This window comes from Starkeya nomas, from assembly GCF_902703545.1.
Lineage (GTDB): Bacteria > Pseudomonadota > Alphaproteobacteria > Rhizobiales > Xanthobacteraceae > Ancylobacter > Ancylobacter moscoviensis.
Genome location: NZ_CACSAS010000001.1, coordinates 1,069,103 through 1,081,213, shown reverse-complemented (window position 1 = coordinate 1,081,213; position 12,111 = coordinate 1,069,103). Strand labels below are relative to the sequence as shown.

Annotated in this window: 11 protein-coding genes; 9 read left to right on the top strand and 2 right to left on the bottom strand. The window is 68.0% G+C overall.

Annotation, left to right across the window (positions count from 1 at the left end; genetic code table 11):
- The first annotated feature begins 11 nt into the window (after nt 1–11).
- The 7 genes from STARVERO_RS05175 (at nt 12) to STARVERO_RS05145 (ending at nt 6,278) form a co-directional block, all read left to right on the top strand.
- On the top strand, nt 12–293 hold the full coding sequence (locus STARVERO_RS05175) for an acyl carrier protein (protein WP_013165771.1): 282 nt from the start codon (nt 12–14) through the stop codon (nt 291–293).
- 35 nt (nt 294–328) lie between these two features.
- A complete protein-coding gene (locus STARVERO_RS05170) occupies nt 329–838 on the top strand; it encodes a 3-hydroxyacyl-ACP dehydratase FabZ family protein (RefSeq protein ID WP_144342545.1) in 510 nt (169 codons plus the stop codon).
- Nucleotides 831–2,015: a beta-ketoacyl-ACP synthase gene (locus tag STARVERO_RS05165; RefSeq protein ID WP_159598118.1), complete on the top strand. Its 1,185-nt coding sequence runs from the start codon at nt 831–833 to the stop codon at nt 2,013–2,015. Before STARVERO_RS05170 ends, STARVERO_RS05165 begins: the two co-directional genes overlap by 8 nt.
- A gap of 38 nt (nt 2,016–2,053) precedes the next feature.
- Nucleotides 2,054–3,334, top strand: a complete 1,281-nt coding sequence (locus STARVERO_RS05160; RefSeq protein WP_144342543.1) for a beta-ketoacyl-ACP synthase — start codon at nt 2,054–2,056, stop codon at nt 3,332–3,334.
- A gap of 114 nt (nt 3,335–3,448) precedes the next feature.
- Nucleotides 3,449–4,201: an SDR family oxidoreductase gene (locus STARVERO_RS05155; RefSeq protein ID WP_159598117.1), complete on the top strand. Its 753-nt coding sequence runs from the start codon at nt 3,449–3,451 to the stop codon at nt 4,199–4,201.
- Nucleotides 4,202–4,309: 108 nt separating this feature from the next.
- Nucleotides 4,310–5,332: a zinc-binding dehydrogenase gene (locus tag STARVERO_RS05150; protein WP_144342541.1), complete on the top strand. Its 1,023-nt coding sequence runs from the start codon at nt 4,310–4,312 to the stop codon at nt 5,330–5,332.
- Nucleotides 5,333–5,372: 40 nt separating this feature from the next.
- The gene (locus tag STARVERO_RS05145; RefSeq protein WP_159598116.1) at nt 5,373–6,278 is read left to right on the top strand and encodes a lipid A biosynthesis lauroyl acyltransferase; all 906 of its coding nucleotides are present in this window, start codon (nt 5,373–5,375) and stop codon (nt 6,276–6,278) included.
- 84 nt (nt 6,279–6,362) lie between these two features.
- On the opposite strand, the gene STARVERO_RS05140 is transcribed toward STARVERO_RS05145, so the two are convergent.
- Nucleotides 6,363–7,472, bottom strand: a complete 1,110-nt coding sequence (locus tag STARVERO_RS05140) for a polyamine ABC transporter substrate-binding protein (protein ID WP_144342539.1) — start codon at nt 7,470–7,472, stop codon at nt 6,363–6,365.
- A 95-nt stretch (nt 7,473–7,567) separates the two neighbouring features.
- Nucleotides 7,568–8,977 (bottom strand): glutamine synthetase family protein, encoded by a 1,410-nt coding sequence (locus STARVERO_RS05135; RefSeq protein ID WP_200837678.1) that lies wholly within the window; start codon nt 8,975–8,977, stop codon nt 7,568–7,570.
- Between the two features lie 182 nt (nt 8,978–9,159).
- On the opposite strand from STARVERO_RS05135, the gene STARVERO_RS05130 reads away from it, so the two are divergent.
- Both STARVERO_RS05130 and STARVERO_RS05125 read left to right on the top strand, forming a co-directional pair.
- On the top strand, nt 9,160–10,539 hold the full coding sequence (locus tag STARVERO_RS05130) for an aspartate aminotransferase family protein (RefSeq protein ID WP_144342538.1): 1,380 nt from the start codon (nt 9,160–9,162) through the stop codon (nt 10,537–10,539).
- Nucleotides 10,540–10,633: 94 nt separating this feature from the next.
- Nucleotides 10,634–12,013 carry an aspartate aminotransferase family protein gene (locus STARVERO_RS05125; protein WP_159598114.1) on the top strand — a complete coding sequence of 460 codons (1,380 nt, stop codon included), beginning with the start codon at nt 10,634–10,636 and terminating at the stop codon, nt 12,011–12,013.
- The last annotated feature ends 98 nt before the right edge of the window (nt 12,014–12,111 follow it).

Sequence of the window (12,111 nt, the reverse complement as noted above, 5' to 3'; positions counted from 1 at the left end):
AGAGGCATTTCATGTCGACCACGTTCGAGACCGTTGCCAACATCATTGCCGAGACGTGCGACATCCCGCGCGAGAACATCACGCCCGAGAGCCACGCGATCGACGATCTCGGCATCGACAGCCTGGACTTCCTCGACATCGCCTTCGCCATCGACAAGGCTTTCGGCATCAAGCTGCCGCTTGAGCAGTGGACGCAGGAAGTCAACGAGGGCAAGGCGACGACCGAGCAGTATTTCGTGCTCAAGAATCTCTGCGCCCGCATCGATGAGCTGATTGCGGCGAAGACCGCCTGATCGGGCGGTTCGGCAGGGTTTAAGCGGGACGGGTGATGCGGCTCGAATATTTCCAGATGATCGACAAGGTGATCGAGCTCGACCTCGACGCTCGCACCTTGAGGACAGCCAACACCGTCCCGACCGAAAGCCCGATCTTCGAAGGCCACTTCCCGGGGCACCCGCTGCTGCCCGGCGTGCTGCTGTTCGAGATCATGGCGCAGAGCTGCGGCATGCTGCTTCTGCGCCTCCACAACTATGACCGCATGGCGTTCCTCGCCTCGGTCGACAAAGGCAAGCTGCGCACCTTCGTGACCCCGGGGCAGGTCATCGAGGTGTTCGCACGCATGGAGCACGACGGCTCGGGCTTTGCCCGGCTGAAGGCCGAAGGGCGCGTCGAGGGCAAGCTGGTCTGCAACGCCGACATCACCCTCAAGACCATGCCGTTCCCTGCCCCGGAACTCCGCGGCTACCTGCTCTCGACTGCCGAGCGCATCTGCATGCCGATGGGAGACGGGCCCACGCCCGACGGGACCGAGCGGCCAGGAAAGCTTACGCATGTCTAATCGTCGCGACGTCTGGATCACCGGCATCGGGCTCGTTTCCTCGCTCGGTGAAGGTCTGGAAGCCCATTGGCAGGCCCTTGCCGGCGGTACGGGCCCCGTGGTCGACGAGAACAGCTTCGTTCCCTACGTCGTGCATCCGCTGGCCAAGGTCGATTTCGACCAGCAGATCCCGAAGCGGGGCGACCAGCGGCAGATGGAGCACTGGCAGCGCATCGGCACCTATGCGGCCGGCCTCGCGCTGGATTCGGCGGGCCTGAAGGGCAACAAGGAAATCCTCGGTGCCACCGATATGGTGGTTGCGGCGGGCGGCGGCGAACGCGACCAATCGGTCGACGGCGCCATTCTCAGCGAGATCGAGAAGCAGGCGAATCCCGACGTCTTCCTGAACGAGCAGCTCCAGTCGAACCTGCGCCCGACGCTGTTCCTGGCCCAGCTCTCCAACCTGCTGGCCGGCAATATCTCCATCGTCCACGGCGTCACCGGTTCCTCGCGTACCTTCATGGGCGAGGAAAGCTCCGGCACCGACGCGGTGCGCATCGGCTGGTCGCGCATCGCGGCCGGCACCAGCGAGATCGCCCTGGTCGGCGGCGCCTATAACGCCGAGCGGCGCGACATGCTGCTGCTCTTCGCGCTCAAGCGCCTCGCCATGCACGCCCCCTGGGCGCCGGTGCTGGCGGATCCCAAGGGCATCGCCACCGGCTCGGCCGGCGCCTTCCTGGTGCTGGAATCGCCGGAACACGCCACGGCGCGCGGCGCCAGGCCCATCGCCAAGCTTTCCGGCGTGTGGTCGGAGCGCGCCCGCCGCAGCGAGACCGGCGCCGTCGAGGCGACGCTGGAAGAGATGCTGAAGACCGCGGAAGCCGGAATCACCGACGACACCGCCATCTTCTCCGCCGCCACCGGCGCACCCGAGCCGACGAAGGCGGAAGCCGCCGTGCTCGCCCGTTCCGGCCTGCCGGTGCGCTCGGTGACCGACCGCGTCGGCCACGGACTGGAAGCCCAGATGCCGGTGGCGCTGGCGCTTGCGGCGCTCTCCGTCTCCGAAGGACGGCTCTTCGCCCCGCTGGCCGGCGAGCCGCTGGAAAAGCCTTTCGACGGCACCATATCCCGTGCCATCGTCACCGCAGTGGGGCATTGGCGTGGAGAAGGCGTCGCGCTCGTCGAGCGCGCTGACTGACCCACCACGCGGAAGCATACGCTTCCGAGGAGCAGACTATGGCTTCCTATACCGACAAGGCCGGCCGGCCGATCGTCGTCGTCACCGGCATGGGCATGGTGACCTCGCTCGGCCAGGGCAAGGCGGACAACTGGGCGAAGCTGACTGCCGGCACCTCCGGCATCCACCGCATCACCCGCTTCCCGATCGACACGCTGCGCACCACCATCGCCGGCACGGTCGACTTCCTGCCGGAGAGCGGGCGCACCGCGCCGGACCTCTCCGAGGAACTGGCGCAGCTGGCGGCGGAGGAGGCGGTCGCAGAATCCGGCATCGGCTCCAAGGGCAACTTCCCCGGCCCGCTGTTCTGCGCCGTGCCGCCGATCGAGCTGGAATGGCCGCAGCGCCGCATCCTCGCGCAGGAAGCCGCGCCGAACGGCCCGGTGTCCTATGACGACCTGCTGCGTGCCGCCGAGGCCAATGGCCACGATGCCTGGCACGAGCGGTTCCTCTACGGCTCCATCGCCGACCATCTGGCCGACCGATTCGGCACGCGCGGCCAGCCGATCTCGCTGTCCACCGCCTGCGCCTCGGGCAACACCTCGATCCAGCTCGGCGTCGAGGCGATCCGCCGCGGCGACTGCGACGCGGCCCTCTCCATCGCCACCGACGGCTCGGTGACGGCGGAGGCGCTGATCCGCTTCTCGCTGCTCTCGGCGCTCTCCACCAACAACGAGGTTCCCGAGGCGGCCTCGCGCCCCTTCGCCAAGAACCGCGACGGCTTCATCATCGCCGAAGGCGCCGGCGCGCTGGTGCTGGAAAGCCTCGAGCACGCCACGGCGCGCGGAGCGAAGATCCTCGGCGTGGTCGAGGGTGTCGGCGAAATGGCCGACAGCTTCCACCGCACCCGCTCCTCGCCGGACGCCAAGCCGGTGATCGGCTGCATGCGGCAGGCGCTGGCCGATGCCGGCGTGAGCCCGGACGACATCGACTACATCAACGCCCACGGTACCTCGACGCCGGAGAACGACCGTATGGAGTTCACCGGCATGAGCGCCGTGTTCGGCGAGCGGCTGGCCGGAATCCCGATCTCCTCCAACAAGTCGATGATCGGCCACACGCTGACCGCCGCCGGCGCCATCGAGGCGGTGATCTCGCTGCTGACCATCGCCAAGGGCCGCATCCCGCCGACCATCAATTACGAGCTGCCGGATCCCGCCATTCCGCTCGACGTGGTGCCCAACGTGGCCCGCGATGCGCAGGTGAAGCGCGTGATGTCGAACTCCTTCGGCTTCGGCGGGCAGAATGTCTGCCTGATCCTGACCGGCGAGCCTGCGTGACGCCCGGCTGACAGCTCCGAAATCTGCCGATGGCCGGGTTCGTCCCGGCCATCACTGTTTCATGCCTCCGCGCCCTGCCCGTTCCGCGCGACGAGGCGACAGAAGGAACCTCCCATGACCCAGCGCGTCCTCGTGACCGGCGGCGGCCGTGGTGTCGGTGCCGCCATCGTGCGCGCCCTTGCGCTTGCCGGTTTCAACGTCCTGTTCACCGTCCGCACGGCGGAAGCCGAGGCCGAGGCGCTCATCGCCTCCATCAAGACGGACAAGCCCGACGCGGCGGTCGAGGCACGCCTCCTGGACCTCGCCGACAAGGCCGCCGTCGAAGCCTTCGCCGCCACGCTCGCGGAGGAGCCGGCCTATTACGGCTTCATCCACAATGCCGGCATGAGCTACGACACGCTCGCCGCCCTCGTCGATCAGGGCAAGGCCGAGGAGCTCATGCAGGTCAATTACTGGTCCTTCGTGAAGCTGGTCGGTGCGCTGGTCCGGCCGATGACGCGGGCCCGCGCCGGACGCATCGTCGCCATCGGCTCGATCGCGGCGGATGTCGCCAATGCCGGCAACGCCATCTATGCCGCCTCCAAGGCCGCGCTGGCCGGCTACTGCCGCACGCTGGCGATCGAGAGCGCCCGGCGCGGCGTCACCGTGAACGTCGTGGCGCCCGGCTTCGTCGATACCGCCATGCTGGCGCCCTATGCCGCCTATCGCGCCAATGTCGAGAAGCAGATCCCCGCCGGCCGCTTCGCCGGACCGGAGGATGTGGCGGCGCTGGTGTCCTTCCTCCTGTCGCCGGGGGCCGCCTACATCACGGGCACGACCCTGCCGGTGGATGGCGGGCTCACCGCCGCACTAGCCATCCAGCGCTGATTTCGTTATCCACCCTCATCCTTCCGCGGGCGGCATCCACCCGCGCCTCTTCCCGTATCGGGAACGGGGCGGACCGATGATGCCCTCGCCGTCGTCTTGGAGTTGTTCATGCGCGCGCTTCAGCTGGTGTCCGACCGCGAACTCATCCTTACCGATCTGCCGGAGCCGGGTGCGCCGGAGCCGGGTGAGGTGCAGGTCTCCATCAAGGCGCTGGCGCTGAACCATATCGACGTCTGGGGCTGGCGCGGCATGGCCTTCGCCAAGCGCAAGATGCCACTCGTCGTCGGCGCCGAGGCGGTCGGCGAGGTCATCGCCACCGGCGAGGGCGTCACCCGCTTCAAGCCCGGCTCGAAGGTCGCCATGTACGGCGCCCTCACCTGCGGCCAGTGCAAGATGTGCCGGCAGGGCCGCGACAATCTCTGCGAGGAGGTCGCCGGCGTGATGGGCTTCCATGTCGACGGCTTCGCCCGCGACAAGCTCAACATCAAGGAGCGGCTCTGCGTGCCGATCCCGGAGGGCATCTCCTGGGTCGACGCCGCCTGCGCGCCGGTCACCTTCTCCACCGTCGAGCACATGCTGTTCGACAATGCCAAGCTCGAACCCGGCGAGACCGTGCTGGTGCACGCCGCCGGCTCCGGCATCGGCACCGTGGCCATCCGCATGGCCAAGGAGATCGGCTGCACCGTCATCACCACCGCCGGCGACGACGAAAAGTGCGCCAAGGCGCTGGCCCTCGGCGCCGACCACGCGATCAACTACCGCACCGACCGCTTCGAGCACGAGGTCCGCAAGATCACCAAGAAGAAGGGCGTCGACGTCGTGTTCGAGCATGTCGGCGCCGAGACGTGGAACGGCTCGCTGCTGTCGATGAAGCCCGGCGGGCGTCTCGTCACCTGCGGCTCGACCTCGGGCGTCTCGGTCAACATGAACCTGATGCAGCTCTTCCAGCGCCAGTACCGCATCATCGGCTCTTTCGGCGCGCCGATCCGCGCCATCGCCGACGGTCTGAAGCGCATGGAGCGCGGCGTGCTGCCGGTGATCGATTCCGAATTCCCGCTGGCGGATTTCGGTGCCGGCCTGGAGCGCCTGGAGACCCGCCGGGTGTTCGGCAAGGTCGTCATCACCTTCTGACGTCCGCCGAGCCCCGGAATGAAACCCCGATGAGCCGCCGATGAGCCGCCCCCTGCCCTGGACGCTGCGGGTGCGCGACGCCGCGTTGTCGGCCAGCGTCTGGGCGCTCATGCGCCTCATGCGCCTGCAGCCCCCACGCTTCGCCTCGTGGCAGGGCGGCTTCTGGGCACGCAAACTCGGCCGCTACACCTCGATCCACCGCATCGCGCTGAAGAATCTGCGCCTCGCCTTCCCCGAGAAGACCGAGGCCGAGCGCGAGGCGATCGCCGTCGGCATGTGGGACAATCTCGGCCGCATGGCGGGCGAGTTCGTCCATCTCGACCGCATCTGGCAATACAATATGTGGGAGCCGTCGAAGAGCCGGATCGAGACGACGGGCGTTTCCAACTTCGTCGCCATGCGGGTCGACGGCAAGCCGGGGCTGGTCTTCACCGCGCATCTGGGCAACTGGGAGCTGCCGGCCATCGCCGCCGCCGCGCAGGGGCTCGACAGCGCGGTACTGTTCCGCGCGCCGGACAATTCCTTCTTCGCCGACCTGCTGTTCGAGGCGCGCAGCCGCGTGATGGGCAACCTCGTCGCCGCCTCGCATGTGGCGGTGTTCGAGCTGGCCGCCGTGCTCGATCAGGGCAAGCATCTCGGCATCCTCGTCGATCAGGCGCGGCGCGGTGGGCCGACCGTGCAGTTCTTCGGCCATCCCTGCTCGTCGAATCCGACCATCGCCCGCCTCGCGCGGCTCTACGAGTGCCCGGTGCACGGCGTCCGGGTGATCCGCCTTCCGGGCGGGCGCTTCCGCATCCAATGCACGCCGGCCCTGAACCTTCCCCGCGACGCCCAGGGCAAGATCGACATCGACGGCTCGATGCAGATGATCACCTCCGTGGTGGAGGGCTGGGTGCGCGAGCACCCCGACCAGTGGACCTGGTTCTACAAGCGCTGGCGGATGTAGCCCCAACCACCCAACGAAAAAGGCGCCCGGACCGACCGGGCGCCTTTCGCATTTCAGGCTGGGAGGCGGATCACCGCCAGGCGGTCACTTGCCGCGCTTGAAGTCGCTCCAGGTGCGGGTGACGACGCGCTGCACCTTCTGCGGATAGGTGGTGACGGTGAAGAGCTTCCCCTGCGTCTCCTTGTCCGGATAGATCGCCGGATTGTCGAGGATCGCCTTGTCGATGAACTTCTGCGCCCCCTCGCTGCCGCTGGCATAGGAGATGTAGTTCGCGTTCTTGGCGGCGACCTCGGGCTTCATCATGAAGTTGATGAAGGCGAGAGCCTCTTCCGGATGCGGCGCATCCTTCGGGATCGCGAAGTTGTCGAACCACATCAGCGCGCCCTCCTTGGGGATGACGTACTCGACGTTGACCGCCGGCTTGCCGGTCTTCTCGGCGGCTTCCTCGGCGCGGGCCTTGGCCTGGAAGACGTCGCCCGACCAGCCGGTTGCGATGCAGATGTCGCCGCCGGCGAGGGCGTTGATGTAGCCCGACGAGTCGAACTTCTTGATGAACGGACGGATCGGCATCAGCAGCTTGCCCGCCGCCTCGATGTCCTTCGGATCCTTCGAGTTCGGGTCCTTGCCGAGATAGCGCAGCGCGGTCGGGATGATCTCCTCGGGACCGTCGAGCATGTAGACGCCGCAGTCCTTCAGCTTGCCGAGGATCTCCGGCTTGAAGATGATGTCCCAGGTGTTGAGCGGGATGTCGCCGAGGCGCTCCTTCACCTTGTCGACATTCATGCCGATGCCGGTGGTGCCCCACATGTAGTTCACGGCATATTCGTTGCCGGGATCGTAGACCGCCAGACGCTCGGCGATCATCGGCCACTGGTACTGCAGGTTCGGCAGCTTCGCCTTGTCGAGCTTCAGGAAGACGCCGGCCTGGATCTGGCGCTGCAGGAACGAGCCCGTCGGCACCACCACGTCATAGCCGGTCTTGCCGCCGAGCAGCTTGGTCTCCAGCACCTCGTTGCTGTCGAAGACGTCGTACCGGACCTTGATGCCGGTCTCCTTGGTGAACTCCTCCAGCACCGACTCGTCGATATAGTCGGACCAGTTGTAGACGTTCACGACCTTCTCCTGCGCCGACGCCGGCACGACGGCCAGCGCGGTCAGCAGGCCTGCCGCGATTGTCGTTAGGAGGCGGGACATCCTATTCTCCTCGGAAGTGAGTTGTTTGAGTGCGGTGAGGACACTCCGCTTCAAGGCTAGAATGTCCCCGTGTTCTGCTCAAGCTGTGGTCACGCTCACAAATAGGTCTCGTATTCCAGCGGGCCGATGCGGCGCTCGAAGGCGGCGAGCTCCGCCTCCTTCATGATGGCGAACACCCGCTGGTATTCGGCGCCGAAGGCGCGCGCCACGAAGTCCGATCCACCAAAGGAACGGATCGCCTCGCCCATGTCGTAGGAGAGCCGCGGCGCCTCCTGCTCATAGGCGTTGCCGGTCAGCGGCGGCGGCGGCTCCTGCCCGCGCTCGATGCCCTCCAGCATGCCGGCGAGGATCGCCGCCAGCACCAGATGCGGATGAGCATCCGCCCCCGCGATGCGGTGCTCCAGCCGGCGCGCCTTGGGCGGGCCATTCGGCACGCGCACCGCGACCGCCCGATTGTCATAGCCCCAGGAGATGCTGGTGGGTGCGTAGCTGCCCGGCACGAGGCGGCGGAAGCCGTTATAGCTCGGCACATAGAGAACGGCGGTGTCGATCATCGTGTCGAGCAGGCCGGCGGCGCAGTGGCGCAGCAGCCGGTCGCCGTCCTCACCGGCGCCGAAGGCGTTAGCGCCCTCGTTGTCGGTCAGGCTGACATGGACGTGCATGCCCGACCCGGCGAAGTCGAGGAAGGGCTTGGCCATGAAGCTGGCCCGCACGCCGTGCTTGCGCGCGACGCCGTCGATGAGGCGGCGCAGCAGGATCGCGTCGTCCGCCGCCGCCATGGCGTCGCGGCGGTGATAGAGGTTCACCTCGTACTGGCCGGGCGCCGCCTCGGAGATCACCGTGTCCGCCGGCAGCCCCTGGATGCGGGCGGCCTCGCGGATGTCGTGCAGCAGCGGGGCAAAGGCGTCGAGGTCCGACATGGAGTACATGTTCTGCCGCGCAGGCCCGCTCGCCGAGGCGGGGAACACCGGTTCCGGCACGCCGTTCGGACCGGCGCCGGGCTTCAGCAGGTAGAATTCCAGTTCGAAGGCGACGCAGGGGTGCAAGCCGAGCGCGGCGAGACGCGCGACCTGCGCGGCGAGCTTGTGCCGCGGATCGAGCTCCCACGGGCGCTCCCCGCCCCGCCCGTCCGGCTCGTGCATGGTGAGCATCACCTGCGCGGCGGGGCGCGGCGACCACGGAACGGGCGTCAGCGTGCCGGGCACGGGACGGCAGATGCCGTCGCGGTCGCCAGTCTCGATATGGATGCCGGTTTCCTCGACCTCGCGGCCCCAGATGTCGAGGCCGAAGATGGAGAGCGGAATGGCAACGCCATCGCCCCAGATCTTGCCGCCCGCTCCGCCGGGAATCCATTTGCCGCGCAGCACCCCGTGGGTGTCCGGCAGCAGGACCTCGACGATCTCCGGCGCGCCATGGGCGGCGACATAGGCGCCAAACTCGTCAGTGAGAGGGTCGTTTTCGCTCGCAGCGGCCGTGGCGGTGCCCACGGCATCGGGCAATGGCATGATCCACCCTGATTAACGTCGTCACGTCGATTGTGCTCACGGCCCCCGGGGAAAGGTCAAGCCTGTTGCCTGAACCGCTCCCGGCGCCGCATCGAAGGTTCTTGTGCCACGACGGACGGCTTGACGCACGCAAAATGTGATCACATTCTGCACCCCACCTTCATTCACGCCTCCGGTGTCCCATGTCCCTGCCCGCCTCCACCGCCGAACTGCGCGCGCTCGATGCCGCCCATCACCTGCATCCGTTCAGCGACATGAAATCGCTGAACGCCGAGGGCTCGCGCATCATCGTCAAGGCGGAGGGGGTGTGGCTGACCGATTCAGACGGCAACCGCATCCTCGACGGCATGTCGGGCCTGTGGTGCGTCAATGTAGGCTATGGGCGGCAGGAGATCGTCGATGCCGTCGCCCAGCAGATGACGGAACTTCCCTATTACAACACCTTCTTCAAGACGACGCACAAGCCGGCGATCGAGCTCGCCGCCAAGCTCGCCGAGCTCACGCCGCCGCAGTTCAACCGGGTGTTCTTCACCGGCTCGGGCTCGGAATCCAACGACACGGTGATCAAGCTGGTCCGCCGCTATTTCCAGATCAAGGAAAAGCCGGAGAAGAAGATCATCATCTCGCGCCGCAACGCCTATCACGGCTCCACGGTCGCCGCCGGCAGCCTCGGCGGCATGGCGCCGATGCACGGGCAGAGCGCACCGATCCCGGACATCCTGCACATCGCCCAGCCCTACTGGTGGGGCGAGGCCCGCCAGGGCGAGACGCCGGAGGAATTCGGCCTGCGTGCCGCTCAGGCGCTCGAGGCCGCCATCGACGCGATGGGCGAGGACCGCATCGCCGCCTTCATCGCCGAGCCGATCCAGGGCGCCGGCGGCGTCATCATCCCGCCGGCCACCTACTGGCCGGAAATCGCCCGCATCTGCCGCGAGCGCGACATCCTGTTCATCTCCGACGAGGTGATCTGCGGCTTCGGCCGCACCGGCAAATGGTTCGGCTGCGAGACCTTCGGCACCGAGCCGGATATTCTCGTCATGGCCAAGGGCATCACCTCCGGCTACATGCCGCTCGGCGGCGTGATGGTGGCCGACCGCGTGGCCGAGGTGCTGCTGGAAGGCGGCGACTTCAACCATGGCTATACCTATTCCGGCCACCCGGCCGCCTGTGCCGCCGCCATCGCCAATCTCGACATCATGGTGCGCGAGGATCTGGTCGGCCATGTCGCGAACGATGCCGGCCCCTATCTCAAGGCCGGCTGGAGCGCGCTGGCGGACCATCCGCTGGTCGGCGAGGCGCCGATGACGGGTCTCGTCGGCGCGCTGGAGCTGACACCGGACAAGACCGGCCGCACCAGCTTCGCCGATGTGGGTAAGGTCGGCACGCTGGCCCGCGACTTCTCGTTCAAGAACGGCCTCGTGATGCGCGCCGTGCGCGACCGTCTCATCATCGCCCCCCCGCTGGTCATCTCCCATGGCGAGATCGACGAACTCGTCGCCCGCGCCCGCAGGACGCTCGACGACACCTATGCCGAGCTCAAGCGCTGGGGCTGGGTGCGCTGAGCCGCCCCCGTAGCGCGGTCTTCACGCAGGCGTCGGCGGCACAGGCCCGCAAAACATGCTTTAGTGCAGCGAGAGCCATGCGGACGGTCCGGACATGAACGTCGCGACGTCGATCGCCGAAGGACCGGGGGTCAGCCCGGCGCGCACAGCCGCCCTGCGGGCGGAGGCCGAGGCGCTGTATCTCGGCACCCGGCCCAACACCCGCGCCGCGGCGGGCGCCGCCGCTCATCTCCTGGACGGCGTGCCGATGCACTGGATGGTCGACTGGTCGACGCCGGTGCCCCTGGTCATCCGGGAAGCGCAGGGCGCCCGGCTCGTCGATGTCGACGGGCACGGCTACGACGACTTCTGCCTCGGCGACACCGCCTCGCTCTTCGGGCATGGGCCGCCCCCGGTGGCGGAAGCGCTGGCCCGGCAGGCGCGAGCCGGCCTTGCCACCATGCTGCCGAGCCCGGATGCCAGCATCGTCGGCGATCTTCTCGCCGAGCGCTTCGGCCTGCCCTACTGGCAGGTCGCCACCACGGCCACCGACGCTAATCGCTTTGCTCTCCGGGCCGCCCGCGCCGCGACCGGCCGGCCGCGGATCCTCGTCTTCGACGGCGCCTATCACGGCGCGGTGGACGAGACCTTCGTCGAGATCGGCCCGGATGGCCGGGTCGGCAACCGGCCGGCGCTGATGGGCGAACCGCGCGATCTCTCCCAGCTCACCCGCGTCGTGCCCTTCAACGACCTCGACGCGCTGGAGGCGGCGCTGGCCGACAACACCGTCGCCTGCGTCATCACCGAGCCGGTGATGACCAACTGCGCCATGGTGCTGCCGCAGCCCGGCTTCCATGAGGGGCTGCGCGAGATCACCCGGCGGCACGGGACGCTGCTGCTGATCGACGAGACGCACACGCTCTCCACGGGTCCGGGCGGGTACACGCGCGAGCACGGCCTGCAGCCGGACATGTTCGTGGCCGGCAAGGCCATCGCCGGCGGCATCCCCGCCGCCGTGTGGGGAATGAACGAGCCGACGGCCGAGCGTTTCCGCGCCGCCCGCACCAACCGGCCCGACGGCCATTCCGGCATGGGCACCACGCTGTCGGGCAGCCCGCTCCAGCTGGCGGCGCTGCGCGCCACGCTGGAGCAGGTGGCGACCGGGGATGCCTATGCGCATATGAACCGGCTGGCCGGCCGGATGGCGGCGGGCCTCTCAGAGATCCTCGCCGATGCCCGTCTGCCCTGGCACGTCGCCCGCTGCGGCGCGCGGGTGGAGGTGGTGCGCGCGCCGGCTCCGCTCACCGACGGCCGTCAGGCCAAGGGCGCCCACTACCCCGCGCTGGAGGCGACGATCCATCTCGCGCTGCTGGTGCGCGGCGTGCTGATCTCGCCCTTCCACGACATGATGCTGGCATCGCCCGCCACCACCGAGACGCAGGTCGAGCGGCTGATCGAGGCGACGCGGCAGGTCATCGGGCGGCTGGTGAACTAGGCGCCGGGCGGTACGTCCTTGCCGGCATGTCCTCACCACAGGACCTCCCGAACAGATGACTCAATCTGTTCGGAACCACCGACAATGTCTTGAAATAA